At 70.1% G+C, this 26072-nt stretch carries 26 protein-coding genes; 12 read left to right on the top strand and 14 right to left on the bottom strand.

What is annotated here, in order from left to right:
• The 3 genes from HV783_RS22585 to HV783_RS22575 all read left to right on the top strand — a co-directional run.
• On the top strand, nt 1–453 hold a 453-nt coding region (locus HV783_RS22585; RefSeq protein WP_254603997.1), incomplete at its 5' end, for a PepSY domain-containing protein.
• 77 nt (nt 454–530) lie between these two features.
• A complete protein-coding gene (arsC, locus tag HV783_RS22580; RefSeq protein WP_049075714.1) occupies nt 531–959 on the top strand; it encodes an arsenate reductase (glutaredoxin) in 429 nt (142 codons plus the stop codon).
• A 127-nt stretch (nt 960–1086) separates the two neighbouring features.
• Nucleotides 1087–1692: a phosphatase PAP2 family protein gene (locus HV783_RS22575; RefSeq protein WP_054500935.1), complete on the top strand. Its 606-nt coding sequence runs from the start codon at nt 1087–1089 to the stop codon at nt 1690–1692.
• Nucleotides 1693–1699: 7 nt separating this feature from the next.
• On the opposite strand, the gene HV783_RS22570 is transcribed toward HV783_RS22575, so the two are convergent.
• Complete coding sequence (locus HV783_RS22570; RefSeq protein WP_175142592.1) at nt 1700–2251, bottom strand: methylated-DNA--[protein]-cysteine S-methyltransferase; 552 nt, start codon at nt 2249–2251, stop codon at nt 1700–1702.
• A gap of 144 nt (nt 2252–2395) precedes the next feature.
• Here HV783_RS22570 and HV783_RS22565 point away from each other — a divergent pair, with 144 nt between their 5' ends.
• A complete protein-coding gene (locus tag HV783_RS22565; protein ID WP_175189894.1) occupies nt 2396–3844 on the top strand; it encodes an AlkA N-terminal domain-containing protein in 1449 nt (482 codons plus the stop codon).
• A gap of 441 nt (nt 3845–4285) precedes the next feature.
• Here the strand turns inward: HV783_RS22565 and HV783_RS22560 are convergent, their stop codons facing one another.
• The 8 genes from HV783_RS22560 to HV783_RS22525 form a co-directional block, all read right to left on the bottom strand.
• On the bottom strand, nt 4286–4768 hold the full coding sequence (locus HV783_RS22560; RefSeq protein WP_049075718.1) for a YajQ family cyclic di-GMP-binding protein: 483 nt from the start codon (nt 4766–4768) through the stop codon (nt 4286–4288).
• A gap of 79 nt (nt 4769–4847) precedes the next feature.
• Entirely contained in the window at nt 4848–5636 is a 789-nt protein-coding gene (locus tag HV783_RS22555; protein ID WP_175189893.1) for a heme ABC transporter ATP-binding protein, read from the bottom strand.
• On the bottom strand, nt 5633–6631 hold the full coding sequence (locus tag HV783_RS22550; protein ID WP_175189892.1) for a FecCD family ABC transporter permease: 999 nt from the start codon (nt 6629–6631) through the stop codon (nt 5633–5635). The genes HV783_RS22555 and HV783_RS22550 overlap by 4 nt, the downstream gene beginning before the upstream one ends.
• Complete coding sequence (locus HV783_RS22545) at nt 6615–7445, bottom strand: heme/hemin ABC transporter substrate-binding protein (protein ID WP_144655381.1); 831 nt, start codon at nt 7443–7445, stop codon at nt 6615–6617. The genes HV783_RS22550 and HV783_RS22545 overlap by 17 nt, the downstream gene beginning before the upstream one ends.
• 10 nt (nt 7446–7455) lie before the next feature.
• Nucleotides 7456–8502 (bottom strand): hemin-degrading factor, encoded by a 1047-nt coding sequence (locus HV783_RS22540; protein WP_175189896.1) that lies wholly within the window; start codon nt 8500–8502, stop codon nt 7456–7458.
• Between the two features lie 80 nt (nt 8503–8582).
• Nucleotides 8583–11144: a TonB-dependent receptor gene (locus tag HV783_RS22535; protein WP_254603995.1), complete on the bottom strand. Its 2562-nt coding sequence runs from the start codon at nt 11142–11144 to the stop codon at nt 8583–8585.
• A gap of 167 nt (nt 11145–11311) precedes the next feature.
• The gene (locus HV783_RS22530) at nt 11312–12313 is read right to left on the bottom strand and encodes a FecR domain-containing protein (protein ID WP_175189891.1); all 1002 of its coding nucleotides are present in this window, start codon (nt 12311–12313) and stop codon (nt 11312–11314) included.
• Nucleotides 12292–12801 (bottom strand): sigma-70 family RNA polymerase sigma factor, encoded by a 510-nt coding sequence (locus tag HV783_RS22525; RefSeq protein WP_175189890.1) that lies wholly within the window; start codon nt 12799–12801, stop codon nt 12292–12294. The genes HV783_RS22530 and HV783_RS22525 overlap by 22 nt, the downstream gene beginning before the upstream one ends.
• A 209-nt stretch (nt 12802–13010) precedes the next feature.
• On the opposite strand from HV783_RS22525, the gene HV783_RS22520 reads away from it, so the two are divergent.
• Both HV783_RS22520 and HV783_RS22515 read left to right on the top strand, forming a co-directional pair.
• Nucleotides 13011–13478, top strand: coding sequence for a CopD family protein (locus HV783_RS22520; RefSeq protein ID WP_054500928.1), 468 nt, complete (start codon nt 13011–13013; stop codon nt 13476–13478).
• Between the two features lie 127 nt (nt 13479–13605).
• Complete coding sequence (locus HV783_RS22515; RefSeq protein ID WP_175189889.1) at nt 13606–14466, top strand: hypothetical protein; 861 nt, start codon at nt 13606–13608, stop codon at nt 14464–14466.
• On the opposite strand, the gene HV783_RS22510 is transcribed toward HV783_RS22515, so the two are convergent.
• Nucleotides 14463–15413, bottom strand: coding sequence for a LysR family transcriptional regulator (locus HV783_RS22510; protein WP_054500926.1), 951 nt, complete (start codon nt 15411–15413; stop codon nt 14463–14465). The genes HV783_RS22515 and HV783_RS22510 overlap by 4 nt on opposite strands.
• Before the next feature lie 156 nt (nt 15414–15569).
• On the opposite strand from HV783_RS22510, the gene HV783_RS22505 reads away from it, so the two are divergent.
• From HV783_RS22505 to HV783_RS22490, 4 genes are all read left to right on the top strand, one after another.
• Nucleotides 15570–16583 (top strand): tripartite tricarboxylate transporter substrate binding protein, encoded by a 1014-nt coding sequence (locus tag HV783_RS22505; protein ID WP_175142598.1) that lies wholly within the window; start codon nt 15570–15572, stop codon nt 16581–16583.
• Complete coding sequence (locus HV783_RS22500) at nt 16580–17542, top strand: alpha/beta hydrolase (protein WP_064524842.1); 963 nt, start codon at nt 16580–16582, stop codon at nt 17540–17542. Before HV783_RS22505 ends, HV783_RS22500 begins: the two co-directional genes overlap by 4 nt.
• A gap of 88 nt (nt 17543–17630) precedes the next feature.
• Entirely contained in the window at nt 17631–18323 is a 693-nt protein-coding gene (locus tag HV783_RS22495; protein ID WP_175189888.1) for a helix-turn-helix transcriptional regulator, read from the top strand.
• 110 nt (nt 18324–18433) lie between these two features.
• Nucleotides 18434–18862, top strand: coding sequence for a VOC family protein (locus tag HV783_RS22490; RefSeq protein ID WP_175189887.1), 429 nt, complete (start codon nt 18434–18436; stop codon nt 18860–18862).
• Here HV783_RS22490 and HV783_RS22485 read toward each other — a convergent pair.
• Nucleotides 18834–20144 (bottom strand): SLC13 family permease, encoded by a 1311-nt coding sequence (locus HV783_RS22485; RefSeq protein ID WP_175189886.1) that lies wholly within the window; start codon nt 20142–20144, stop codon nt 18834–18836. The two genes, HV783_RS22490 and HV783_RS22485, sit on opposite strands and share 29 nt — an antisense overlap.
• A gap of 109 nt (nt 20145–20253) precedes the next feature.
• Here HV783_RS22485 and HV783_RS22480 point away from each other — a divergent pair, with 109 nt between their 5' ends.
• A complete protein-coding gene (locus HV783_RS22480) occupies nt 20254–21174 on the top strand; it encodes a LysR substrate-binding domain-containing protein (protein WP_175189885.1) in 921 nt (306 codons plus the stop codon).
• Here the strand turns inward: HV783_RS22480 and HV783_RS22475 are convergent.
• The gene (locus HV783_RS22475) at nt 21146–22279 is read right to left on the bottom strand and encodes a threonine synthase (RefSeq protein ID WP_064524834.1); all 1134 of its coding nucleotides are present in this window, start codon (nt 22277–22279) and stop codon (nt 21146–21148) included. The genes HV783_RS22480 and HV783_RS22475 overlap by 29 nt on opposite strands.
• A gap of 102 nt (nt 22280–22381) precedes the next feature.
• Between HV783_RS22475 and HV783_RS22470 the strand changes: the two genes are divergently transcribed.
• Nucleotides 22382–23287 carry a LysR family transcriptional regulator gene (locus tag HV783_RS22470; protein WP_175189884.1) on the top strand — a complete coding sequence of 302 codons (906 nt, stop codon included), beginning with the start codon at nt 22382–22384 and terminating at the stop codon, nt 23285–23287.
• 12 nt (nt 23288–23299) lie between these two features.
• On the opposite strand, the gene HV783_RS22465 is transcribed toward HV783_RS22470, so the two are convergent.
• Together HV783_RS22465 and kynU are read right to left on the bottom strand one after the other, a co-directional pair.
• On the bottom strand, nt 23300–24706 hold the full coding sequence (locus HV783_RS22465) for an amino acid permease (RefSeq protein WP_064524830.1): 1407 nt from the start codon (nt 24704–24706) through the stop codon (nt 23300–23302).
• A 58-nt stretch (nt 24707–24764) separates the two neighbouring features.
• On the bottom strand, nt 24765–26015 hold the full coding sequence (gene kynU / locus HV783_RS22460; protein ID WP_054500918.1) for a kynureninase: 1251 nt from the start codon (nt 26013–26015) through the stop codon (nt 24765–24767).
• Nucleotides 26016–26072 lie beyond the last annotated feature (57 nt).

The following is a 26072-nucleotide window of genomic DNA, read 5'->3' as shown; positions in this document are numbered from 1 at the left end:
CCGCGACTGCTGGCGGCCGCCGACGCGCAAGCCGTCACGCTCGACCCGGCGGCCCTGCGCGCGGCCGCCGCGCGCCTGGTGCCCGGCGCCACCCTGACGGACCTGCGGGTGCTGGATCGCTACGACTTCTACTACTACGGCCGCGACGAGCACGCCATGCTCGGCCACATCGAGAAGCCGCTGCCGGTGTGGCGACTGGTGTTCGACGACCCGCAGGCCAGTTGGGTCTACCTGGACCCGCGCACCGGCCAGGTGCTGGGCCGGCAGGACCGCGGCAACCGCGCCAGCCGCTGGCTGTTCGCCTTCCTGCACAGTTGGGACTGGACCGGCCTGCTGGCGCGCCGGCCGTTGTGGGACATCCTGCTGGTGTTCCTGAGCCTGGGCGGCGCGGCGCTGAGCCTGACCGGCGTGGTGATCGGCTGGCGCCGCCTGGGCCGCAAGCTGCGCGCCTGAAACCGGGCGGCGGCGAGGACCGGGCGGGAATGCACTATGCTCCTGCCTTGTCCCCGCACCCTCGCAAGGAAAACGCCATGTCCGACGTCACCATCTACCACAACCCCAAGTGCGGCACCTCGCGCAACACGCTGGCCATGATCCGCAATGCCGGCATCGAGCCGACCGTGGTGCTGTACCTGGAAACGCCGCCCTCGCGCGCCGACCTGAAGGCGCTGTTCAAGCGCGCCGGCATTACCGTGCGCGACGCGCTGCGCGAAAAGGGCACGCCCTATGCCGAGCTCGGCCTGGATGACACGTCGCTGAGCGACGACGCCCTGCTGGACGCCATCGAGGCCCACCCGATCCTGCTGAACCGCCCCTTCGTCAGCACCCCGCTGGGCGCGCGCCTGTGCCGCCCATCCGAACTGGTGCTGGACATCCTGCCCGCGCCGCAGCAAGGCGCCTTCACCAAGGAAGACGGCGAAGCGGTGATCGACGCGCAGGGCAAGCGCATCGCCAAGTGAGGCCGCCGGGCGGAGGAAATCGCATCCAGAAGTAAATCCCTGGATTCCGCCGCATTTTGCAAGGGATTTGACGGCAAACCTGTCTACCATCGCGCCTGACCAAATCATTTCAGTCAGATGACGATTCATGGAATTCCTGGAACCCCTCAATCAGTCCCTTTTTCTTTTGATCAACGCCGATCCCGCCAGCCCCGGCTGGCGCATCCAGGCCGGCCTGATCGTCGCCAACCGACTGATCCAGTTGCTGCCCATCGCCCTCGCCGCGCTCTGGTTGTGGGGCGGACAGGCGCAGCGCGAGCTGGCGCTCAAGGCGCTGGCCGGCATCGGCGCGGCGCTGTTCATCAGCTACCTGTGCGGCGCGCTGTGGCCCCATCCGCGGCCGTTCACCCTTGGCCTGGGCCACGCCTTCTTCGCGCACAAGGCCACCGCGTCGTTCCCGAGCAACCACACCATCATCATCGCGACACTGGCGTTCACGCTGATATTCGACCGGCGCTGGGCCGGCTGGGGCTATGCCACGCTGCTGCTGGCGGCCGTGGTCGGCCTGTCGCGGGTCTACCTGGGCGTGCACTTCCCCCTGGACATCGCCGGCGGCCTGCTGCTGGCGCCGGTGGCGGCCGGGCTGGTCATGCCGGTCTGGCGCCGCGTCGGCGCGCCGCTGACCCTGCTGCTGCAGGCCCTGTACCGCAAGCTGCTGGCCTTGCCCATCGCGCGCGGCTGGATCCGCGCCTGAGCGTTTCTCACGCGGCGCGCGCAACCGGCGCGCCCCTGGCCGCCCGCCAGCGGCCTTCGTGATCCAGCAGCCAGCGCTTGCGATGCAGGCCGCCGCCGTAGCCGGTCAGCGACGCATCGGCGCCGATGACCCGGTGGCACGGCACCACGATCCCCACCGGATTGGCCCCATTGGCCATGCCCACCGCGCGCACCGCCGAGGGCCGCCCGATGCGCCCGGCCAGCACGCGATAGCTGACAGTCTCTCCCGGCTCGATGTCACGCAGCGCCCGCCACACCTGGCGCTGGAAATCGGTGCCGCCCAGCGCCACCTCCAGCCCGTCGATCGCCTCGACCTCGCCATCGAAATACGCCTGCAACCGGCGGCTCGCCGCCGAGACCCGCGCGGCGCCCTCGATCCGCACGGCGTCCTTGCCGTACTGGCGCCGCAGCAAGGCATGCATGCGGGGCTCGTAATCCTGCCAATCGACCGCGCGCAGACACTCCCGCGCATCGGTCAGCACGAGCATCTGCCCGATGGGCGTGGCAACGCGTTCCAGGGTGAAGGTTTGAATCGGCATGACGGGCTCCGGATACGGTAGGAATGCACCCAATATAGGCCGGCCGCCGACCTCGCGCTGGCGGATTCCGGACATGGCAGTGAGCGTGACAACAGTGTCCGAAAACCGCTAGATCACGTCCGCGTCCGGCGTTAGCATGGCCTCATGAACCTCGACCACGACGCCTGCTACAGCGCCATCCGCGTGCGCGACGCCCGTTACGACGGCCGCTTCTTCACCGCCGTCAAGACCACCCGCATCTACTGCCGCCCGGTCTGCCCGGCGCGCACGCCGCTGTCGCGCAATGTCGTCTTCTACCCCACGGCAGCGGCCGCACAGGAAGCGGGCTTCCACCCCTGCCTGCGCTGCCGCCCGGAAACCGCGCCCGCCGCCGGTCGCGCCCGCGATTTGCCCGACAGCGTCGCGCGCGCGCTCGGCCTGATCGAACTCGGCGCGCTCGACGAAGCCGGCGTCGACGCCCTGGCCGCGCGCCTGGGCGTGGGCGAACGCCAGTTGCGGCGGCAGTTCCGCCAGCACCTGGGCGCGTCGCCGGTGGCCGTGGCGCAGACCCGGCGCGTGCTGCTGGCCAAGCAACTGATCCACGAAACCCGCCTGCCCATGGCCGAGATCGCATTCGCGGCCGGCTTCGGCAGCATCCGCCGCTTCAACGAGAGCTTCCTGGCCCTGTTCGGCCGCGCGCCGGGCGAACTGCGCCGCTCCGGCGAGCCCGTCATCTCGGCCGGGCCGCAGGGCGAAATCAAACTGCTGCTGCGCTACCGCCCGCCCTACGACTGGACTGCCATGCTCGACTTCCTGCGCGTGCGCGCCATCCCCGGCATCGAACGGGTCACGGCCGACAGCTACACGCGCACCATCGAGCTGGACGGCGCCCAGGGCACCGTGCGGGTCGAACCCGGCACGGGCAACGCACTGCAGGCCACCGTCCGTTTTCCCCAACTGCATGCCCTGCCCACCATCATCGCCAGGCTGCGCCGCGTTTTCGACCTGGCCAGCGACCCCGCCGCGCTCGCGGCCCAGCTTGCCCACGATCCCGTCATGGCCGCCCTCACCGCCGCCCGCCCGGGCCTGCGCGTGCCCGGCGCCTGGGACGGCTTCGAACTCGCCCTGCGCGCCGTCCTCGGCCAGCAGATCACCGTCGGCGCCGCCATCAAGCTCGCCGGCAAGCTCGTCGCCGCCCACGGCCAACCCCTGGAGCAACCCGACGGCGATCTGACCCATCTGTTCCCCACCCCGGCCGCCGTCGCCCCCGTCGACCTCGCCCCGCTCGGCATGCCCCGCAGCCGCGCCGCCACCCTGTCCGCCGTCGCCGCCGCCGCCCTGGCCGACCCGCACCTGTTCGACACCACCGACAGCCTCGACACCGCCGTCGCCCGCCTGCGCGAAATCCGCGGCGTCGGCGAATGGACCGCCCAATACATCGCCCTGCGCCAACTGCGCGAACCCGACGCCTTCCCCGCCTCCGACATCGGCCTGATCCGCGCCCTGGAAAAACTCGAATCCCGCGAATACACCCCCGCCCAGCTCCTGGCCCGCGCCGAAGCCTGGCGCCCCTGGCGCGCCTACGCGGCCCAGCATCTGTGGGCGGAATACTGAAAAAGAATAACGGGCCGCGCCGCCATGCAAGCGCGAGTCCCCCCGATGGGCCAGCCCAACAAGACCAAAACCCGCCAATCCCCGGAAAAGCCTCTAGCCCCCGCGAGCGCGCCGCGCACACCCTCTCGACGCAGCACGCCGCGTATGCAAAAAAAGGCCGCGCAGGGCGGCCTTTTTTCTGCGGGCAACGCAAACCTCGCCGCACCCCCACTGACCTGACAGCGCCGCAAACCTCGACGCCGGTAGCCCGTTGCGCGGGGCGCCTGGGGGGTGGGCAACCTCGATGCGCCCGACGGAAACCGAAGGAGTCGCCGCAGGCGAGGACGAGGTTGAGGAAGGGGAAGTCCGGAGCGAACGCTCCGGACCGCAATCGTGGGCGCCCACCCCCCAGGCGCCCCGCGCAACGGGCGGCCTACGAACGCGCCCGCCGCATCAAACCAGTCAGTCCCGAAAATTCTCAAACTGCAACGGCAAATCCACATCCGTCTTCTTCAACAACGCAATCGCCGTCTGCAGATCATCCCGCTTCTTCCCGCTGATCCGCAGCTTGTCGCCGTTGATCTGGCTCTCGACCTTGAGCTTGGCGTTCTTGATCGCCGCGATCAGCTTCTTGGCCACCGGCTGCTCGATCCCCTGCTTCACCGTGATCTTCTGCCGCGCCCCGCCCAGGTTCTCCAGCGGATCCGCCACATCCAGGCAGCGCACGTCGATCCCGCGCGCCGACAGCCGGCCGCGCAGGATGTCCAGCATCTGCTTGAGCTGGAACGCGCTCGACGCCACCTGCGTCACCACGAAACCATCCAGTTCGAATTTGGCATCCGTGCCCTTGAAATCGAAACGGGTGGCGAGCTCGCGGTTGGCCTGGTCGATGGCGTTGGTGAGTTCGTGTTTGTCGACTTCGGAAACGACGTCGAAAGTAGGCATGACACTAAGTCCTGTCGGTAGATGAGGGAAAGGCGGCCGCGGCCGCCGCGATGCCCCATTTTAGCGGGGCTGGCGCCCATCAAGCCATCAGCACCAGCAACCGGTCCGCCTGCAACGGATGCGGCATCACCTGCGCCTGGATGCCGTACGCCAGGAACAGGTTGGCCGGCGTCAGCACCTCGGCCGGCGTGCCCTGCGCCACCGCCTGGCCGCCGCTCAGCAGCAGCAGGCGGTCGCACCAGCGCGCCGCCAGGTTCATGTCGTGCAGGATCACCAGCACGCCCGTGTTGCCCTCGTGCGCCAGTTGCGCCGCCCGTCGCATCAGGTCGGCCTGGTGCTTGGGATCGAGGCTGGCGGTCGGCTCGTCCAGCAGCAGGTAGCGGGCTTCGCCCTGGGCACGCGCCGCGCGGCATTGCACCAGCACGCGGGCGAACTGCACCCGCTGCTGCTCGCCGCCCGACAGTTGCGGATAGCGGCGCCCATCCAGGTGGCTGACGTCGGCCCATTCCAGCGCCTGCCGCGCCAGTTCGTCGACCTCGGCCGGCGACAGTTCCGGAAACGGATAGGCGCCCATTGCCACCACTTCGCGCACGCCCAGGTCGAAGGTCAGCCCGGGCTTCTGCGGCAGCACCGCGCGCTTGCGCGCCTGCTCGCGCGGCGGCATCCCGCCCAGCGCCCGCCCGTCCAGCGTCAGGCTGCCGCCATCCGCGCCCAGCTCGGCCGACAGCGCGCCCAGCAGGGTCGACTTGCCGGCGCCATTGCTGCCCAGCAGGCCCACCACTTCGCCGGGCTGGATCGCCAGCGACACACGGTCCAGGATGCGCTTGCCGTCGCGCGCCAGGCTCAGGTTCTCGGCGGCCAGCATCAACCGTGCCTCCGGACGCGCGCCAGCAGCCACAGGAAGAAGGGACCGCCCACCAGCCCGGTCACCAGGCCGATCGGCAACTCGGCCGGCACCACCACGACGCGCGCCAGCCAGTCCGCCAGCGTCATCACCAGCCCGCCGCCCAGCAGGCAGGCGGGCAGCAGCAGGCGATGGTTGGCGCCCAGCGTCATGCGCACCAGGTGCGGCACCACCAGCCCGACGAACACGATAGTGCCGCTGGCCGCCACCAGCGGCCCGACGATCAGGGTGCAAGCCAGCACCAGCCGCGCCCGCGCCTGCTTGAGCGAATAGCCCAGGTGCTGGGCCTCGCGCTCGCCCAGCAGCAGCGCGTTCATCACGCGCCACTGGCGCATCAGCCAGAGCGACAGCAGCAGCACCCACGGCCCCAGGAAGGCCAGCAGCTTCCAGTTGGCGCCGGCCAGGCTGCCCATGTTCCAGAAGGTCAGGTCGCGCAGTTGCGCGTCGGACGCCATGAAGGTGAACAGCCCGATCAGGCTGAAGGCGATGGCGGTGATCGCCACGCCCGCCAGCAGCAGCCCCGCCACGCCCGGCACGCGCCGTCCCACCATATAGGCCGACAGCGTCGCGACCAGGCTGCCGATGAAGGCGCCCGGCGCGGTGTACCAGAAGCCGCCCGGCGTCATCACGATGGCGATGACCGCGCCCAGCGAGGCGCCGGCGGAGATGCCGATCAGCCCCGGTTCGGCCAGCGGGTTGCGGAACAGCGCCTGCAGCGCCGCCCCCGAGATCGCCAGGCCCGCGCCCATCACCACCGCCAGCAGCACGCGCGGCAGGCGGATGTCGATCAGCACGTTGCGCCACAGCGCCTGCTCCGGCGTGGGCGTGCCCCACAACAGCGACGGCAGCTCGCGCAACGGAATCGAGACCGCGCCGCTGGCGCTGGCCGCCAGCACCGCCGCCACCACCGCCACCGCCAGCAACACCAGCGCCAGCGGCGGGCTAGCGCGCCATGGCATGCGCGGCCTCCTGCTTGAGCTGGATCAGCGCCTGCGGCAGCCGCGGGCCCAATCCAAGAATCAACAGGTCATCCATGACGATGATGCGCCGCTTCGCCGCGGCCTGTGTCACCGCGATGCCGGGCAGACGCGCAAAGCCATCGAGGCCACCGCTGGCCTGCAGCGATTCGCGCGTGACGATGATCAGGTCGGGCGCCAGCGCGCCGATGGCCTCGGGCGACAGCGGCTTGTAGCCCTGCTGCCCGTGCAGCACGTTGTCCAGCCCGGCCAGGTGCATGACTTCGGCCGCCGCGGTGCCGCGCCCCGCGCCTTGCGGCGCCCCGTTGCGGTTGATCAGCAGCAGCGCCCGCGCGCGCGTGGCCGGCATGGCCTCGGCCTTGGCCAGCTCGCGCGTCACGTCCCGCACCATCTGTTCGCCGGCCGGCGCCACGTCCAGCGCGCCGGCCACGGCGCGGATGCGCGCCTTGAGCGAATCGACCGACGGCGCGTCCGGCACGCTCACCAGCCGCACCCCGACTTCGCCCAGGCGCTTGAGCGCCTCGGGCGGACCGGCCTGTTCCGAGGCCAGCACCAGGTCGGGCTTGAGCGCTAGCACGCCTTCGACCGGCACCGCGCGGTAATAGCCGACGCGCGGCAACCGGGTCGCGGCCTCCGGGTACAGACTGGACTGATCGTCGCCGACCAGCCGGCCGCCCTGCCCCAGGCCGTACACGATCTCGGTCACGCTGCCGCCCAGCGTCACCACGCGTTCGGGCGGCGCCGCCTGCGCGCCCGCCACCAGCATCCAAGCCGCCACCGCCAGCCATTTCTTCATTGCATCATCCTCAAGCGGCCAACGGCACGCGGCACAGGCCCGACATCAATTCACGCCACCCCGCCAGCTCCGGATTGCCCGGCTTGCGCTCGCCGAAGAACTGCGCGATCAGATCGCCGCTGGACGAATACAGTTCCAGCGACGTCACCCAGCCATCGCTGGTGGGTTTGTTCACCACCCAGGCCGACGCAATGGCGGTGGTGTCCAGGTGCAGGTTGAAGGTCGGATCCAGCACGTTGAACCACGGGCCGGTGCGGCGCAACTGCCGAACCGGGCCGGTGTGGATCTGGATCATGCCGCGGTTGCCCACGAAGCACATGATCGACAGGCCGCTGGCCGCCGCCGACTCCAGCATGCGCTCGACCGACTCCGCCGGCACCGTCTGCGCCAGGTCTTCGCCGGCCGCGGCCAGCGCCGCCAGCCGCGACACCTTGAACTTGCGCAGCAGCGGAAAGAATTCGTGCGTGTCCTGCATGCCCAGCCAGGCCTGGCGCCACTGGGCGCTGTCCTCGACGCTCGGCGCGTCGGCGGCGGGCGCGTAGGGCGCGGTCTCGGGCCAGCGCGAATCGCCGGCGAACCTGGCCACCAGCGCGTCATACGCGGCGACGTCGGTGGCTTCGGTGCGGTAGACCTTGTGCACCGCCACGCCCGCGCCGTCGAAGAACTGCAGGCTGTGGCGGCCGTCCTGCTCGACCGCCCAGGCGGACTTCCAGCACGAGAAGAACACGCGCAGGTCGATGTCCGGCCCCAGCACCAGGCCGACCGGTCCGTCGGCCTGGATGTCCAGGTAGGCGCCGTGGCGCTCATGCACGCACCAGTCATTGCGCGTCAGGGCCATCACCGGGCCCAGCGCGCCCAGTTCGCGGAAGATCTCCTGCGGCTGGCCGTGCAGTTCGGTGGCCTTGACGCCGCCACAGCCGGCCGCGACCCATTCGGCCTCGGACACGCCGAGTTCCTGGGCCAGGTTGCGGGCGCGCAGGCCGGGTCTGGACGCCGCCAGCGCGTCGTTGCGGGCGCGCAGCTCGGCGGCGCGGGTAGCGAAATCAGGATGCTTCACTTCTTGGTTCATTGCGGTCTCTCCGGCCGGAATGGAAAATCAGGACTGCCGCCGCTGTCGCGCAGCGGCGGCAGCGCGGGTCAGTATTGATAAGTCAGCGAGACGCGCAGGCTGCGCCCCGGCTCCGTGTACCAGTCAACCGGCCGCGGCAGGGCCGTGGCGCCGGCGGTCGGCACGTTGATCGCTTCCCAGTACTTCTTGTCGAACAGGTTGAACACGCCAGCCTGCACCTGCAGCCCCTTGACCGCCGTCGGCCGCCAGTAGCCCATGAGGTCCACCACGCCGTAGCCGGGCGCCTGGAAGTCGCGGTTGGGCGTCGAGGCGCCGGCCTCCGGGTATTCGACCTTGTTACGACGCAGGGTGGTCGTCAGCAGCGCGTCCACGCCCCACACGTCGCGGCCATAGCCCACGCCCAGCACCGCCTTCAGCGGCGCCACCGAGTTCAGGTATTGGCCGGTGCCTTCATCCTTGCCCACGGCCCACGCCAGCGAACCCCACGTGCGCCAGCCCGGCGAGAACTTCCAGTGCGCGCTGGCCTCGGCGCCGTAGATGCGCACCTTGGCGCGGTTGACGTTGCCGGTGATGCCCAACGGGTACTGCCCGGCCCAGCCCGGCTGCCATTGCGGCGAGTTGGCATCCAGCGGCACGTTGCTGTCGATGAAATTCTGGTAGCGGTTATCGAAGAACGATACCGCGCCGCCGAGCGAATCGGAACCCAGCTTGGCGCCCAGTTCCCAGCCCTTGCTGGTTTCCGGCTTCAGGTAGGGATTGCCGACCCGCAGGTAGGTGCCGGGGCCGCCGTAGTTGGTGTAGAGCTGCGTCGCGCTGGGCGCCTTGAAGCCATAGGCGTACTGCGCGTACAGGCTCAGCGCGTCGGCCGCCTTCCAGGTGGTCAGCAGCTTGGGCGAGAAGCGCCCGCCGCTGTTCTCGGGCGGCAACACGCCGCCGTTGCGGTTGCTGGCGTAGCTTTCGGTGGACCTGGGCTTCTGCTCGTAGTGGTCGTAGCGCAGCGCCGGCATGACGGTGTAGCGGCCATCGCCGAAACTGAATTCGTCCGACATCCACAACGCCCACTGGCTGCCCTTGGACAGCGGCACGTCGGCCTGGTTGGTGTGCAGCATGTCGCAGGTGCGCGGGCCGAACGGCGCCGGCGTGCCGGCCCGCACGGTGGGGCAGTTGTCGTAGCCGCTGGAGTTCTGCTCGGTCTTGTTGCCATACCACTCGCCGCCCACGGTCCACAACTGCGACACCGTGTTGCCCGCCAGCCGCTTGGTCAGTTCGCCATTGGCGCCGAACATGGTCTGGCGGATGGAGTTGTTGCGGCCGTAGGCGCCACTGGGAAAGCCATAGCTGAACGGATCGCCGGGAATGATGTTGGCGCGCGCATCGCGGCTGCGTTCGCCATCGAGCGCGCTGTCGAGCTGCATGCGCTGCCAGTACACCACCGCCGTGGCGCTGTCGATCCAGCCGCCCTCGGCGGGTGCCTTGTAGGAATAATCGAGCGACACGCGCTGGCGCTCGGTTTCCTTCCGGGTGGTGTTCCCGCCGATCAGGTAGCTGGTGCCCGGCCCCTGTTCGAACATGCTGTCCTGCGTGGCCTTGCGCTTGAAGTATTCGCCGGTCAGGCCGAAGCGGTGGCCGCCCTCGACGCGCTGCTGCAGCTTGAGCAGGAAACTGCGCTGGTCGTAGTCCTCGGGCGTCGGCTGGTCGCGGCGCGGGCCATAGCCGCCGACGTCGCCGCGGTTGTCCAGCGCATGGCCGTTGCGCACGCCCGCCTGCACCAGCCAGAAGGTATCGCTGTGGATCTGTCCGGCCAGCGCGGCGTTGGCGCCCCAACTGCTGTCGGCGGTGTCGTAGTCGGTCTTGGCCAACGCGCCGAAGGTCTTGCCGTCGTTCAGCAGGTCCGAGGGATCGAGCGTGTACAGGTCGGCCATTCCGGAGATGGCGCCCGAGCCGCCCGCGCTGGCGTCGGCGCCGCGCACGATGTCCAGGCGCGACAGGGAGTTGAAGTCCACCGCCTCCAGGCCGCCCTTGACGCCGCGCGCGCCGTCATCCAGCCACGGCAGGCGGATGCCGTCCACCCGCGTCAGCACGCGATCCTGGTCGAGTCCGCGGATGTTGATGCTGTTGTTCTGGCGGTTGAAGTTCACGCCCGGTTCCAGGCGCTTGCCCAGATCGCTCCAACCGCGCACCTGCGCGTCGTCCAGGCGCTTGCGGTCGCTGCGGGTCTCCCACGCCGGCGTGATCGCCGTGCCCTCGCCTTCCACCGTGACCGGCGTCAACTGCGTCACGCCGGCAGGGGCCAGGGCCTGCAGCACAAACACGCCCGGGCTGCGCTCGCGCGCGGCCAGGCCGCTGCCGGCCAGCAGGCGGGCGAAACCGTCAGCCACGGAGTATTCCCCGTTCAGGCCGGCGCCACGCCGCTGGCCCACCAGCGCCGCGTCGAACAGCACCGTGACGCCGGCGTTGTCGGCGAAGCGCGACAGATTCTCGGCCAGCGGGCCGGCCGGGATGCGGTAGCCGCGCGCCTGCTCGGCCGGCGCGATCTGCGCCAGCGCGGCGGCGGCCGGCCACAGCGCAACGGCCGGGGCAGCCGCGCGGTGGCGATGCGCAACGCCAGGGACAGGCGGGTCAATCGGCATGGAGCCTCTCGGTTCAAGGGGGTGCCGCGGAGGCGGCTGGCGGGAAAGTGAGCCATGGTCGTCCTTTCGATCCAACGGGTATCGGCATTCGTATGCCTCTACTGACCATGACCCTGGACCAACGCCAACCGGACAGCCCGCCCCGGCTTTTTTGTAACAACGACGATTCATGCCTGCCCCGCGCGCGGCATGAGCGTCACCCAATACGCGCTGCGGTAACGCACCAGCACCGGCAGCGTGGACGGCAGGGCCGCCAGCACCGCGTCGGTATCGCGCAACTGGAAGGCGCCGGAGATCCGCAGGCCGGCGACCTCGGGATCGCAGCGCAGCACACCGGGGCGGTAACGGCCCAGCTCGGCCGCGAAGGCGTCCAGGCGCCAGGCGCTGGCGTGCAGCACGCCGCGCGTCCAGTCGGCGGCATGCGGATCGGCCGGCTCGATGCGCGGCGCTTCATCGTCGCGCAGCCAGGCCTGCTCGCCGGCCGTCAGCGCCAGGCTGGCGTCGCCGCGGCGCAGCGTCACGCCGCCCTCCTGCACGCTGACGCGGCAGGCCGAACCGTCTTCGCGCACGCAGAAGCGCGCCGCCTGCGCCCGGATATCGCCCTGCCTCGTGCGCACCACGAAGGGCCGCGGATGGACCCGGCCTTCGGCCACCGCGTGGACCGCGATCTCGCCGGCACGCAGCCGCACCAGCCGCAGGTCGGCGCCGTACAGGACGTCGACCGCGCTGGCGGTGTTCAGGCGCATGGAAGAACCGTCGCTGAGCGCCACCTGGCGCTGTTCGCCGGTCGCGCTGCGGTAGTCGGCGGTCCATTCGAACGGGCTGGCGCGCCAGGCGGCCCAGCCCGCCGGCCCAGCAACGATCAGCGCGGCCAGCGTCTTGAGGGCCGCGCGCCGGCCGGCCGACTCCGGCCGGTTCAGCGCCGCCATGCCGAGCGATGCCGGGATCAGGCCGAAGCGCTGGTTGACGCGCTGCGCGCGCTGCCAGGCATGTTCATGCTCGGCCTTGCTGGCGCGCCATTGCTGGCAGGCGCGGATGTCGGCATCGGTGGCTTGCTCGGAATTCAGCCGCAGCAGCCAGCGCGCCGCCTCGCGCGCGACCTGGCGATCGACGGCGGGCAGCTCGCCCGCCACGCCCCATTGGACGCTCACATCACCGCCATGATGCATTGTTCGTACCCCTTGGCGATGTAGCGATGCACCGACCGCACCGACACGTTCAGCCGCGCGGCGATCTCGATGTGGCTGAGTCCTTCGAGCTGCGCCATCAGGAACGCCTGTCGCGCCGGGCGCGCCAGGCCGGCCAGCATCTCGTCGATTTCCTGCAGCGCTTCGAGGATGAGCAGGCGCTGCTCGGGCGACGGCGCCATGGCCTCGGGCATGCTCGCCAGGGCGTCCAGGTAGGCCTGTTCGATCGAGCGGCGCCGGTAATGATTCAGCACCAGACGCTTGGCGATGGTGGTCAGGTAGGCGCGCGGCTCGCGCAGCGCGTCGAGTTCGTGCCGATGCCGCAGCACCCGCACGAAGGTGTCCTGCGCCAGGTCAGCGGCATCGCAGGAGTTGCCCAGCTTGCCCCGCAGCCAGTTGTGCAGCCATCCATGATGCGCGCGGTAGAGCAGATGGACGGCGTCGCCGCAGGCTAGCGCAAGGTTGGACACGATGGACTCCCGAACTTTCTTGACTACAAATAAAAATCAATCTCATTCTAAATGCAAAACCGTGGCATGCGTCAAGAAGCCCGCCCGGGTGTCGTGGGGATATATCATGGGGACAGATTCGGCCGCGCGCGCTCCCGCGGCCGCCGTCCCCACAGCCAGGCCTTGCCGTCGGCATTGCGACGACGCGGCCCATTCCGAAGCCCGACACCATGCTCTACAGCGCCCTCAAACTCATCCACCTGCTGGCCGTGATCCTGTGGGTCGGCGGCATGCTGTTCGCCCACTGTTTCCTGCGGCCGGCGGCCGCGCAACTGGAGCCGCCGCAACGGCTGCGCCTGATGGACGCGGTGCTCGGCCCCTTCCTTAACGCGGTGGGGGCCGCGATCGTGCTGATCCTGGCGACCGGCGCCCTCATGATCGGCCAGGAAGCGGCCCAGGCCGCGCGCAGCGGTGGCGCCTTCTTCATGCCGCGCGCCTGGACCGTGATGGCCGCGGGCGGGCTGGTGATGACGGCCATCTACGCCTACATCCGCGCCGCGCTCTATCCGCGCCTGCGCGCGGCGGTGGCCGCCTCGGAATGGCCGCGCGGCGGCCAGGCCATGGCGGGCATCCGCCGTTGGGTCGGCGTCAACCTGGTGCTGGGGCTGCTGATCGTGGCGGCCGTCTTCCTGCTATAGCCGGGCGCAGCCATCGGCACGGCTTGGCCGCCTATCGGATTTCTTTGCCCTGTTGCAATACGCCGTACATCCGGCGTGGCCACACTGGACCGGACTCTCGCGGGTCTTGAACATAAAAGGAAAATCCATGATCAAACGCGTCTTGCCCCTGGCCGCTCTGGGCCTGTCCCTGGCCGCTCTATCGACCGCCTTCGCCGCTCCCATCGACAACAGCGCGCTGGAGCAGCCCGCCTTCCGTGAACACAAGACCACCTACGGCGTGGTCTACCGCCTGCCCAAGGAAGTGAACGCCGTGCTGGACGCCAAGGTCAACGGCACGCTCAAGCAGGACCTGCTCGCGCTGGGCCTGAAGACCGAGGCCGCAACGCCCAATATCCCGCACGTGACCGTGGTCCACATCCACAGCGCCGACAGCGCCACGCCGCAGCGCATGCTGCGCGCGCTGCCCAAGCCCCCGGCGCCGCTGCAGGTGACGCTCAAGGACTTCTATCCGACCGAAGCGGCCAAGGGCGCGGGCCACCCGTGGTGGCTGGACCTGGGCGTGGTCAAGAGCGGCGCGGGCTTCGAGGCCATGATGGCCTACAACACCGTGACCACCGCCGCCCTGGCGCCGCTGCGCGACGGCCCGCTGCCGCGCGTGACCGGCCCGGTCTACGCCAAGATGGCCGACGCCGGCCGCGAGCTGGTCAAGACCATGGGCGTGAGCGGCGTCAACGTGATGAAGGACGGCAAGGAAGTGCGCGCCCACAACCCACACACCACGCTGGTCTATAGCATGACGCCGTACGACGCGCGCCTGGCCGACGCCATGAAGCAGGAGTCCGCCAAATTCAACGCCGCGCTGCCCGACGGCATCCAGGCCACCTTCAAGGACGTGTCCATCGTCGAGATCGGCTTTGCCGGCAACGTGCTGCGCGAGATCTACCGCGTCAGCCTGGAAGACGGCTCGGCCATCGACGTGGCCACCGGCAAGCCGGTCGCCCGCTAAGCCGGGCCGTCCGCGGCCAGGCGCTCGCGCAGCACGTCGCGCACCTGGTCGCGCAACCACGCCTGCAATGGCGAAGCGTGCTGGCGGCGCGCCCACACCATCGCCAGTTCCATGCGCCGCAGGCGCGCCGGCATCTCCAGCATCGCCAGCGGGAAATGGCGGCAATGCGCCCGCGCCACGCTGGCCGGCATGGTGGTGGCGTAGTCGGTGTCCACCAGCACATAGGGCGCCACGCCGAAGCCCGAGAGATAGGCCGAGAACGCCATGCGGCCGTCGCCCGGCTTGAGCAGCCGGTCGAAGGTCGTCTCGCGGCCGTACATCTGCTCGAACGCGAACCACTTGATGGCGCCCAGGTCGGCCAGCGTCAGGGCACCGCGCGCGGCCCAGGGATGCCGCGCCGACAGCACACAGACGCGGCGGTCGGTGTGCAGCGCATCGCGGTGAAAGCGCGCCGGCACCTTGCCGAACAGGCCGATGGCGATGTGCAGCCGTTCGGCCTCCAGGTCGTCGGGCGCGAAATCGCCGTGCAGCGACTGGAAGCGCAGCGTCACGCCCGGCGCGGCGCGGTGCAGCCGCTCGATCAGCGGCGCGGCCAGCAGGATCTCGCTGTGCGCGCCGGTGCCGATGTTGACCACGCCTTCGGCGCGCGCCGGATCGAAGGCCTCGGGCGGGCGCAGCGCGGCCTCGATCTGCGCCAGCGCGTCATGCACCGACGCGTGCAGCTCCAGCGCCCGCTCGGTCGGAACGAAACGTCCCTTCACCACCACCAGCAGCGGGTCCTCCAGCCGCAGGCGCAGGCGCGCCAGGTCGCGGCTGATGGCCGGCTGGGTCTTGTGCAGCAGGCGCGAGCTGGCGGTGGCGCTGCGCGTGCGCATGAGCACGTCGAAGGTCAGCAGCAGGTTCATGTCGAGCCTGCGCAGGAAAGGCAAGGATTGGGCGTCGCGCATGGCGCCATGCTATGCCGTAAGCGAATGATTGCAAAGAACCATATCGGATTCGATATGCGAGTCTTGCGCCATCGGCATTGGGCAGGCGCGGCCGGCTTGGCTACAGTCCGCCACGGACCGGGCGTTTCGACCCGGCCGCCCGCTACGGAGACAACCATGGGCCCCACCCGCCACCTTCCCGCGCCCCGGCGCATCCGCCCCGTGCTGGCACGCTGGTCCGCCCGCGCCCTGCTGGCGCTGGCCGCCTGCCTGCCGCTGGCGGCCCATGCCGCCGATTTCCCCAGCCGCCCGATCACGCTGGTGGTGCCCTTCCCCGCCGGCGGCACGCCCGACATCCTGGCGCGCCTGCTCAGCGACAACCTTTCCAAGCGCCTCGGCCAGCCGCTGATCGTCGAGAACCGGGCCGGCGCCGGCGGCAACATCGGCGCGCAGGCGGTGGCCCGAGCCGCGCCCGACGGCCAGACGCTGCTGATGTGCGCGTTCGGTTGCACCGTGGCGCCGTCGCTGTACCAGCCGGCGCCCTACGACATCGTCAAGGACTTCGCCCCCGTCGCGATGATCGGCACCGTGCCGAGCGTGCTGGTGGTCAATCCCAAGGTGCCGGCCGACACGCTGCCGGCGCTGCTGGCGTATGCGCGCGCCAACCCCGGCAAGCTCAATTCGGCCTCCTCCGGCATCGGCGGCTCGGCCCACCTGGCGACCGAGCTGCTCAAGCAGCGCGCCGGCATCGACCTGGCCCACATCCCCTACAAGGGCGCCGGCCAGGTGGCGGCCGACCTGCTCGGCGGGCAGGTCGACATGTACTTCGACAACCTGCCGGCCTCGCTGGCCAACATCCGCGCCGGCAAGCTGCGCGCCCTGGCCGTGGCCAGCGCCGCGCGCGCGCCGGCGATTCCGGACGTGCCGACCTTCGCCGAGGCCGGCGTGCCCGACTTCCTGATCACGCCCTGGTTCGGCGTGATGGCGCCGGCCGGCACCCCCGCCCCGGTGCTGGACACGCTGCACGACGCCTTCGCCCAGGCGCTGCAGGCGCCCGAGGTGGCAGCCAAGATGCGCGAATTGGGCGTCGAGACCGCCGCCGGTTCGCGCGCCGACCTGGGCCGCTTCGTCACCACCGAAACGGCCAGGTGGAAACAGGTCATCGAGACCAACCACATCAAGGCCGAATGATGGCCGCTGCCCTGGACGACGGCGCGGCGCTGGCGCCGATCCGCCTGCGCGACATGGGTGCATTCCACGTCGGCGGCCGCGACCTGGCGCTCAGCGGCCTGCCGCGACGCGAGCTGGTCATGGCCGAAGGCGGCCAGCCGGTGGCGCTGGATCCCAACGGCACCTACCGCGTCGAACAGATGTACGCCCAGTACTTCCTGTCGGAGCCGGCCAGCGGCCGGCCGCCGCTGGCGTTCTGGCATGGCGGCGGCATGACCGGCGCGGCCTGGGAGACCACGCCGGACGGCCGCCAGGGCTGGCTGCACTATTTCCTGCGGCGCGGCTGGGACGCCTACCTGTGCGACGCGGTGGAACGCGGCCGCGCCGGCGCCGCGCCGCATGTCTGGCCCGACGCGCCGGTGGTGCAGGCGCGCGAGGACTGCTACACGCGCTTTCGCATCGGCCGCCCGGGCACCCGGCCCGGCCCCGGCAGCGCCTACCCGGACACGCAATTCCCGCTGGAGGCGTTCGACGCGCTGGCCGCGCAGATGGTGCCGCGCTGGGTCCACACCGATGCCGCCATCCTGCGCGCCTACCAGGCCTTCCTGGAACGGATCGGCGCGGCCATCGTGGTCTGCCATTCGCAGGCCGGCGTATTCGGCATCCGCGCCGCCCACGCCCTGCCCGAGCGGGTGCGGGCCCTGGTGGCGCTGGAGCCGGCCAGCATCCCGGACCTCGGGCCCGATGCCCGCTACGACACCCCCACGCTGGTCGTGATGGGCGACCACATGGACACCGATCCGCGCTGGCCGCGGATGCGCGCACGGGTGCGGGAATTCGCGGCGCGCCATGCCAGCGTCACGGTGCTGTCGCTGCCCGACCTGGGCATCCACGGCAACTCGCACATGCTGATGATGGACCGCAACAGCCTGGAGTTGGCCGGGCGGGTGCACGACTGGCTGGCGGCGCTGCCGGGTTGAGGACGGCCGGATCAAGAACGGCGGGCCGCGGCTTCCCGCTGCTGCCATTCCATGGCAGCATTACGCCGTCCCGCCCCCGCCCGCTCCCATGTCCCGCACCGAACGCCTCCTGGATCTGCTGCAGACCCTGCGCTGCCACCGCCTGCCCGTCAGCGGCCACCGCCTGGCCACCGACCTGGGCGTCAGCCTGCGCACGCTGTACCGCGACATCGCCACGCTGCAGGCGCAGGGCGCCGAAATCGAGGGCGAGCCGGGCATCGGCTACGTGCTGCGGCCCGGCTTCATGCTGCCGCCGCTGATGTTCAGCACCGAGGAGATCGAGGCCCTGGTGCTGGGCACCCGCTGGGTGGCCGGCCGTTCCGATCCGCGCCTGGGTCAGGCCGCCGCCAACGCGCTGGCCAAGATCAGCGCGGTGCTGCCGCGCGAACTGCGCGATGAACTGGACGCCATTCCGCTGCTGGTCGGCCCCAGCAGTTGGGCGGTGGTCGACCGGGTCGACCTGTCGCTGATCCGCCAGGCCATTCGCGGCGAGCAGAAAATCGCCATCACCTACCGCGACGACAAGGGCGCCGATTCCGAACGCGTCATCTGGCCGTTCGCCCTGGGATTTTTCGACAGCGTGCGCATCGTCATGGCCTGGTGCGAACTGCGCCAGGACTTCCGCCATTTCCGCACCGACCGCATCGCCACGCTCGAAGCCGGGCCACGCTATCCGCGCCGCCGCCAGGCCTTGCTCAAGGAGTGGCGCGCCATCAATACGGCCAAGGGCGACCCCTGCTGATCCCTGGCGTACGCCGCGCGCCGGCGGGTGCGACATCGGCATGAAGACTACTGACAAAATCTGACAGCATGGCTCTCTAAGATGAGCGCTCATTCAACCAGGAGCGCATCATGTCCGCCAAGAACTTCGTCATTTTCTACGTCGACAAGCCCGAGGCCAGCGCGGCGTTCTACAGCGCGCTGCTGAACCGCCCGCCCGTCGAAAGCTCGCCCACCTTCGCCCTGTTCGCGCTCGACTCCGGCCTGATGCTGGGCCTGTGGTCGCGCCACACCGTGGAACCGGCCGCCGCCGGCCGCGGCGGCTGCACCGAACTGGCCTTCACCGTGCCCGACGCCGACGCGCTCAACCAGCGCCACCTCGACTGGAGCCTGCGCGGCCTGCCGATCCTGCAGGCCCCCACCAACATGGACTTCGGCCGCACCTTCGTCGCGCTCGACCCCGACGGCCACCGCCTGCGGGTGTTCGCCCCGGCGCCAGAACCCGCCTCCGCCGCCGTCGAAGACGAACTGATCACGATCCCAGCATTCCCAGGAGCCTGAACCACAGGTAGTCCAGCGGCACCAGCGCCACGAACGACACCAGCGCGGTCAGCAGGCTCAACGCCAGGCCGCTGCGCGCCGGCACCTGGCCCATGCCCATCGCCACCACGATGGGCGAGGCCTGGTACGGCATGATGACGGTGGCGTAGCCGGCCACCTGCGCCATCAGCACCGTCATCAGCGAAAAGCCCGAGGCCTGCGCCAGCGTCTCGGCCAGCGGCGTATACAGGGCCGGCACGCCGTTGGCCGTGACCACGAAATTCAGCGCCGCCGACAGCCCCACCAGCGAAAAGAAGCTCTGCATCGGCGCCTCGGGCGACAACGGCAGCCAGGCCAGCAGGGCGCGGCCGATGATGCCGCCCAGGCCGCTGTCGGCCACCATCGCCGCCAGTCCCAGGATGCCCGCCACGTAGATCGCGGTGCGGAAATTCACTTCCTTGCCGAACTGCTCGCCGCTGACGAAACCCACCTTGGGCAACAGGCACAGACAGGCCGAGGCCAGGCCGATCCAGGCCGGCGACACGCCGTGCCATCCGTCCGTCACCCAGCCCAGCAACGTCAATCCCAAGAGCACCGCCAGGCGCTTTTCCGGCGCGGACAGGGGCTGGGCCGGCGGGGCAGGCGGCGCGGTCTCGGGCGTATCGCGGAACAACCAGGCGATGCAGGCCACCAGCACCACGCCTTTCAGGATGCCCAGCACCGGCGCATGCAGCCACAGATACGGCAGATAACTTAACTGCAGGCCATAGCTCGATTCGATGCTGCCGGCCATCACCAGATTCGGCACGTTGGCCGGCAGGATGGAGGTGGACAACTGGAAGGTGCCGAAGCCCACCGCCAGCGCCAGGCCAATCCGTCCACGACGGCCCGCCACCAGCCCGATCTGGTCGGCATAGGCCAGCACGATCGGCATCAGCAGCGCGATGCGGCCCATGTTCGACGGCATCACGAACGCCAGCAGGTAGGTCAGCGCCACCACGCCGGCCACCACCTTCGGATACGAACCCGACAGGCGCCGCGACAGCGCGCCCGCCATGCGGTCGGCCAGGCCGGTGTACTTCAGCGCCAGCCCCAGCACGTAGCCGCTCAGCACCAGCCAGAACGCCGCCGACGAAAACCCGGAGAACACCACCTCGCGCGGCGCGGCCGCGAAGATCATGGCGGCGCTGAAGAACAGCAGCGCCGTCAGGTACTCAGGCAGCCGCGAAAAGGCCCACAACGCGATCGTGATCGCGGTGATCAGCGCGGGTAGAATCGGAAAACCGGAGGCGACAAGATGCATGGGCAAACCACCACGAGAACACGGATCGGCGCAGTGTACGGACCCTGTCCCGCGCTGAAAATGCGCGATTCGCAGAGGCTGCCTGCGCGCCTCGCGTAGGCTCGCCGCCATGCGTTTCGACCTGACCGACCTGGCGCTGTTCCTGCACGTGGTGCAGGCCGGCAGCATCACCCACGGCGCCGCCCGCGCCAACCTGGCGCTGGCCGCCGCCAGCGCCCGCATCCGCAACCTCGAGGCCTCGCTCGGCGCGCCGCTGCTGGAGCGCCGCCGCCAGGGTGTCATCCCCACCCCGGCCGGCCTGAAGCTGGCCGCCCATGCCCGCATCATGCTGGCCCAGGCCGACCGCCTGCGCGACGACCTGGCCGACTTCTCCGGCGAATTCGGCGGCTCGGTGCGCCTGCTGTCCAACACCAACGCGCTGACCGCCTTCCTGCCCGAAGCGCTCAGCGGCTTCCTGGCGGCGCATCCGCGCATCAACGTCGAATTGCAGGAAATGCTGAGCGACGAGATCGTCGAATGCATCGCCGACGGCTCGGCCGATATCGGCATCGTCGCGGGCACGGTCGACACCGGCGCCCTGCAGACCCACGCCTACCACGCCGACCGCTTCGTGCTGATCGTGCCGGCCGGCCACGCGCTGGCGGACCGGGCCGAGGTCGCGTTCGGCGACGTGCTGGACGAAGACTTCGTCGGGCTCGACCGCAGCAGCGCGCTGCAACGCTTCCTGGCGCGGCAGGCACTGGTGGTCGGCAAGCCCATCAAGCTGCGGGTGCAGTTGCGCAGCTTCGACGCCATGTGCCGGCTGGTCGAGGCCGGCGTCGGCGTGGGCATCGTGCCCGAAACCACGGCCAACAGCATGCGCCAGTTGCTCAGGGTGACGCCGGTGGCGCTGTCCGACGCCTGGGCCGCGCGCGAGCTGCTGCTGTGCGTGCAGTCGCGCGATACCCTCAGCGCCCGCGCCCGCCGCCTGCTCGACCACCTGCTGGCGGACTCGGCGGTGGTCACGCCGCCGAATACAGATCCGTCATGAACTGCGTGGCCTTGATGCCGGTGCCGGTCAACAGCACCACGGTGCGCTCGGTCTCGCGAATCGCGCCACGCGCGCGCAGCATGTCCAGCGCCGCCGCCGCGGTGGCGCTGGTGGGCTCGGCGTAGAGCCCCATTGCCGCCAGCCTGCGCACGGCGGCAACGATGTCCGCCTCCGGCACCGCAACGGTCTGACCGCCGCTGGCGCGGATCGCCTGCAACACCTCGCGCAGCCGCACCGGCCGCTTGATCGCGGTGCCCTCGGCCACCGTCGGCAGCACCTCGCGTGGCACCGGCGTGTCGACCCCGGCATGGAAGCTGGCGTCCACCGGCGAGCAGTTCCGCGGCTGGGCCACGAACAGGCGCGGCAGGCGCTTGATCTGTCCGGCCGCCAGCAGCTCGGCAAAGCCAATGGCGCAGCCCAGCACGTTGCTGCCCGCGCCCGCCGGAATCACCACGTTGTCCGGCGCCTCGAAACCGAAGTCCTCCCACATCTCGTAGGCGATGGACTTGGTGCCCTGGAGGAAGAAAGGCTGCCAGTTGTGGCTGGCATAGAAGATCCGCGCGGCGGCCTCGATCGCGGCGGTCTCGGCGTTCTCGCGCGGCCCCTGCACCAGTCGCACGTCGGCGCCGAACGCGCGGATCTGCGCCACCTTGGCGCTGGACGTGTAGGCCGGCGCGAAGATCGTGACGCCCATGCCCGCCGCCGCGCCATACGCCGCGATGGCGGCGCCGCCATTGCCCGAACTGTCCTCGGCGATGGCGCCGATGCCGATCTGGCGCAGCCATGACAGCATCACCGCGGCGCCACGGTCCTTGAAGCTGCAGGTGGGGTTGAACCATTCCAGCTTGAAGTGCGGCCGCAGCCCGCCCCACGCGCGCTCGACCATCGGCGTGCCGCCCTCGCCCATCGACACCGGCCGGGTCACGGCGCCGGGCAGCGCGGCCCGGTAGCGCCACAGCGAACGCTCGCGGCGGTCGATGTCGTCGGGCGAGATGCCCGGCAGCGGCGAGATCATCAGTGGCGTGCGCGCATCGGAACACCAGCGGGCCTCGTCCAGCGCATGGCGCGCGCCGGTGACGGGATCGAAATAGTGGGGATCTGACATTGGCGGTCAACCTGGAGAAAGTCGGGAATGGCGGCAGTCTAGGTCCGACCGAGCCCTCTGCGTTGCAATATCATGTTGCGATAATCGCAATGGAGAACCACCATGGAACGTGGCGCCCTATGGGAATACCAGGTGTTCTGCGCCGTCGCGGAACGCCAGAGCTTCGTGCTGGCGGCGCGCGCGCTGGGCGCCTCGCCCAGCGCCGTCACGCGCGCGGTGCAGGCGCTGGAGCGCCAGGTCGGCGCGCAGTTGCTGTTGCGCAGCAAGAGCAGCGTGGCGCTGACGCCGCAAGGCGAAAGCTACTTCGAATACGCGCGCGAGCTGCTGCGCCTGGAAAGCCAGGCGCGCGAGGCCTTGCACGACGCCCAGCAAGGCGACCAGGGCCGCCTGCGCTTCTCCGCGCCCGACCTGCTGGGCGTGACCCTGCTGCCGGCCGTGCTGCGCCGCTACGCGGCCGAGCATCCGGGCGTCACGGTGGACATCCACTACACCGACAAGGCAATCGACCCGATCGCCGAGGGCCTGGATTTCGCCATCCGCGGCGGCTTCCCGGCGTCCAGCGACCTGCTGGGCGCGCGCCTGTGGCCCTACGAGCGGCTGTTGTGCGCCAGCCCGGACTACGTGGCGTGCATGGGCCTGCCGCGCGAACCCGAGGAACTGGCGCGGCACCGGCTCATCATGCATACCGGCCCGCGCGTGTTGAAGGATTGGCACCTGCGGCGCGGCCAGCGCATCGTGCGCATGCACGCCGAGCCGGCGGTGCGGGTCAGCACCAGCAGCGGCCTGATGGCGCTGGCGTTGCAGGGCGTGGGCATCGCGCGGCTGGCCGACTGGGCGGCCGCGCCGGAAATCGCCCGCGGCACGCTGGTGCGGGTCTGCCCCGGCTACACCGCCACCTCGGCGCGGGGCGTGGCGCCGCAGATGCATGCGGTGTATGGATCGCGCTCGCTGCCGGCGCGCGCCCGCGCCATGCTGGCGGCGATCCGCCAGGGCGCGGGCGCCGTTTGAAAGGCGCGGCCGCTAGGACCGCTGCTGCCGTGCCTGCAGCACCACCGCCGCGGCGGACTTGCGGAACAGCAGCAGGTACAACGCCGCCAGCACCAGCAGGAACGGCACGCCGAACACCAGCGTCATCTTGAACACGCCGGTGAAGTAGGTCGTCACCAGGATCGCCAGCATCGCGCCCGCGCCCAGCAGCGTCAGCAGCGGAAAGCCCGGCATGCGGAACGACAGCGCCGCGCCGCCCTCGCGCGCCCAGCGGCGGCGGAAGAAGTAGTGCGTGACGAAGATCATCATCCACGTGAACAGCGCGCCGAACATCGAGATCGCCATCATCAGCGTGAACGAGGTTTCCGGATACAGCACGTTCAGCACGGTGGCGATGGCGATGCCGCTGGTCGACAGCAGCAACGCGTTCAGCGGCGTGCCGCTGCGCGTCAGCCTGCCCAGCGCCGCCGGCGCGTGGCCGGCGCGCGACAGGCTGAACATCATGCGGGTGGTGATATACAACTGGCTGTTCATGGCCGACAGCGCCGCCACCAGCACGATGAAGTTGATGACCCCCGCCGCGTACGGCACCTTCACCGCTTCCATCACCGTCACGAAGGGGCTGCCGCCCTTGCCGGCCTGGTCCCACGGCACGATGGCCAGGATCAGCGCCAGCGTCAGCAGGTAGAACACGACCAGCCGCACGATGGTGGCGCGGAACGCCTTCTTCACCGCGCGCTCGGGGTCCTCGGCCTCGCCCGCCGCCACCGCGATCATCTCCACGCTCAGGTAGCTGAAGATCGAGATGACCACCGCGATCCACATGCCCCACACGCCGTTGGGGAAGAAGCCGCCGTGCGCCGTGTACTGCGCCGCGCCGTATTGCGGACTGCCCCAGACCACATAGGCGCCCAGGATGATGAACGCCACGATGGCGCTGATCTTGATGGTCGAGAACCAGTACTCGATGGTGCCGAACGCCTTCACGCTCATGGCGTTGATGAAGATCAGCGCCGCCGAGAACAGGCAGACCCATTGCCAGCCGGGCACCGACGGGAACCAGAACTTCATGTACTCGGCCACCGCGGTGACCTCGGTGCCCACCGCCAGCACCACGCACGACCAGTACGCGTAGCGCACCAGGAAGCCGGCCAGCGGGCCGATGTAGTGCTCGGCGTAGGCGCCGAACGAGCCCGAGGTGGAATGCGCCACCGTCATCTCGGCCAGGCAGCCCATCAGCAGCAGCGTGATGAGTCCGCCGATGGCGTAGCTGATGATGACGCTGGGGCCGGCGAAACCGATCGCGAACTTGCTGCCCAGGAACAGGCCGGTGCCGATGGCCCCGCCGATCGCGATCATGCTCATCTGGCCGGACGTCAGGCGGCGCTTGAGCCCCTGCTCGCGTTCGGCGATCCTGCCGAATCCTTGTTGTTGTGTCATTGTCTCCTCCGGTACTGCGCTCTCTTGCTGGATGTCGCTCGGGCCGGTGCTCGGCAGGTCAGGTCACGGCCGAGCGCTGCTTGAACTCGGGCTTGTCCCAGGCCTTGCTGTCGAGCACGTCTTTCAGGATCTCGACCGCGTCCCACACGTCGGCGTAGCCGAAGTACAGCGGCGTCAGGCCGAAGCGCAGCACCTCGGGCTCGCGGTAGTCGCCGATCAGGCCGCGCGCGATCAGCGCCTGCATGACCTCGTAGCCGTTCGGGTGGCGCAGGCTCACGTGGCTGCCGCGCTCGGCATGGTCGCGCGGCGTCACCAGCGTCAGCGGATGGCCGGCGCAGCGTTCCTCGACCAGCGCGATGAACAGGTCGCCCAGCGCCAGCGACTTCCTGCGCACCTCGGCCATGTCGGCCTCGCGCGCCACGTCCAGGCCGCATTCGACCATGGCCAGCGACACGATCGGCTGGGTGCCGCACAGGTAGCGACGGATGCCGCCGGCCGGCTCGTAGGCGACCGTCATGTCGAACGGCCGCTGGTGGCCCCACCAGCCCGACAGCGGCTGCCAGAAATCGGGAATGTGGCGCGGCGCCACCCAGATGAAGGCCGGCGAGCCCGGGCCGCCGTTCAGGTACTTATAGGTGCAGCCCACGGCGTAATCGGCGTCGGCGCCGTTCAGGTCCACCGGCACCGCGCCGGCGGCGTGCGCCAGGTCCCAGATGACCAGCGCGCCGCGTTCGTGCGCCTGGCGCGTGACCGCGGCCATGTCGTGCATCTGCCCGCTGCGGTAGTTGACGTGCGACAGCAGCACCACCGCCACGTCCTCGTCCAGCGCCCGCGCCAGCGGCAGGTCGTCGTCGATGAGGCGCATCTCGTAGCCCTGCTGCAGCAGGTCGATCATGCCCTGGATCATGTACAGGTCGGTGGGGAAGTTGTCGCGCTCGGACAGGATCACGCGGCGCCCGGGCTGGCGCTTCTGCTGGATGCGCAGGCTGGCCGCCAGCGCCTTGAAGATGTTCAGCGAGGTGGTGTCGGTGATGACCAGTTCGCCCTCTTTCGCGCCGAGCAGGCCGGCCAGCTTGTCGCCCAGCCGCGACGGCAGTTCGAACCAGCCGGCGGTGTTCCAACTGCGGATCAGGCCGGTGCCCCATTCCTGGGTGATGACCTCGGCGGCGCGCGCGGCGGCGGCGCGCGGCATCACGCCGAGCGAATTGCCATCCATATAGAGCACGCCGGGCGGCAGGTCGAAACGCGCTTTCAGCGGCGCCAGGGGGTCCTGCCGGTCGGCGGCGACACAGCTTTCGCGGGTATGCATTCACAGCTCCTTCGGGCAATATGCTGGCTACATACTATCAGCGCGAGTAAGCCGAAT

It is taken from the genome of Achromobacter dolens (assembly GCF_902859745.1).
In the GTDB taxonomy this organism is placed as follows: Bacteria; Pseudomonadota; Gammaproteobacteria; order Burkholderiales; family Burkholderiaceae_B; genus Achromobacter; species Achromobacter dolens.
This window is presented reverse-complemented; position numbering and strand designations above follow the sequence as displayed.

Excerpts from the sequence above, each read along its gene's own strand:
- HV783_RS22520 (WP_054500928.1), top strand. The coding sequence starts at position 13,011 with ATGCTCTACAGCGCCCTCAAACTCATCCACCTGCTGGCCGTGATCCTG.
- HV783_RS22545 (WP_144655381.1), bottom strand. The coding sequence starts at position 7,445 with ATGAAGAAATGGCTGGCGGTGGCGGCTTGGATGCTGGTGGCGGGCGCG.
- HV783_RS22475 (WP_064524834.1), bottom strand. The coding sequence starts at position 22,279 with ATGTCAGATCCCCACTATTTCGATCCCGTCACCGGCGCGCGCCATGCG.
- HV783_RS22530 (WP_175189891.1), bottom strand. The coding sequence starts at position 12,313 with ATGCATCATGGCGGTGATGTGAGCGTCCAATGGGGCGTGGCGGGCGAG.
- HV783_RS22495 (WP_175189888.1), top strand. The coding sequence starts at position 17,631 with ATGTCCCGCACCGAACGCCTCCTGGATCTGCTGCAGACCCTGCGCTGC.
- HV783_RS22570 (WP_175142592.1), bottom strand. The coding sequence starts at position 2,251 with ATGCCGATTCAAACCTTCACCCTGGAACGCGTTGCCACGCCCATCGGG.
- HV783_RS22505 (WP_175142598.1), top strand. The coding sequence starts at position 15,570 with ATGGGCCCCACCCGCCACCTTCCCGCGCCCCGGCGCATCCGCCCCGTG.
- HV783_RS22485 (WP_175189886.1), bottom strand. The coding sequence starts at position 20,144 with ATGCATCTTGTCGCCTCCGGTTTTCCGATTCTACCCGCGCTGATCACC.
- kynU (WP_054500918.1), bottom strand. The coding sequence starts at position 26,015 with ATGCATACCCGCGAAAGCTGTGTCGCCGCCGACCGGCAGGACCCCCTG.
- HV783_RS22490 (WP_175189887.1), top strand. The coding sequence starts at position 18,434 with ATGTCCGCCAAGAACTTCGTCATTTTCTACGTCGACAAGCCCGAGGCC.
- HV783_RS22575 (WP_054500935.1), top strand. The coding sequence starts at position 1,087 with ATGGAATTCCTGGAACCCCTCAATCAGTCCCTTTTTCTTTTGATCAAC.
- HV783_RS22500 (WP_064524842.1), top strand. The coding sequence starts at position 16,580 with ATGATGGCCGCTGCCCTGGACGACGGCGCGGCGCTGGCGCCGATCCGC.
- HV783_RS22515 (WP_175189889.1), top strand. The coding sequence starts at position 13,606 with ATGATCAAACGCGTCTTGCCCCTGGCCGCTCTGGGCCTGTCCCTGGCC.
- HV783_RS22560 (WP_049075718.1), bottom strand. The coding sequence starts at position 4,768 with ATGCCTACTTTCGACGTCGTTTCCGAAGTCGACAAACACGAACTCACC.
- HV783_RS22510 (WP_054500926.1), bottom strand. The coding sequence starts at position 15,413 with ATGCGCGACGCCCAATCCTTGCCTTTCCTGCGCAGGCTCGACATGAAC.
- arsC (WP_049075714.1), top strand. The coding sequence starts at position 531 with ATGTCCGACGTCACCATCTACCACAACCCCAAGTGCGGCACCTCGCGC.
- HV783_RS22550 (WP_175189892.1), bottom strand. The coding sequence starts at position 6,631 with ATGCCATGGCGCGCTAGCCCGCCGCTGGCGCTGGTGTTGCTGGCGGTG.
- HV783_RS22465 (WP_064524830.1), bottom strand. The coding sequence starts at position 24,706 with ATGACACAACAACAAGGATTCGGCAGGATCGCCGAACGCGAGCAGGGG.
- HV783_RS22470 (WP_175189884.1), top strand. The coding sequence starts at position 22,382 with ATGGAACGTGGCGCCCTATGGGAATACCAGGTGTTCTGCGCCGTCGCG.
- HV783_RS22480 (WP_175189885.1), top strand. The coding sequence starts at position 20,254 with ATGCGTTTCGACCTGACCGACCTGGCGCTGTTCCTGCACGTGGTGCAG.
- HV783_RS22565 (WP_175189894.1), top strand. The coding sequence starts at position 2,396 with ATGAACCTCGACCACGACGCCTGCTACAGCGCCATCCGCGTGCGCGAC.
- HV783_RS22535 (WP_254603995.1), bottom strand. The coding sequence starts at position 11,144 with ATGCCGATTGACCCGCCTGTCCCTGGCGTTGCGCATCGCCACCGCGCG.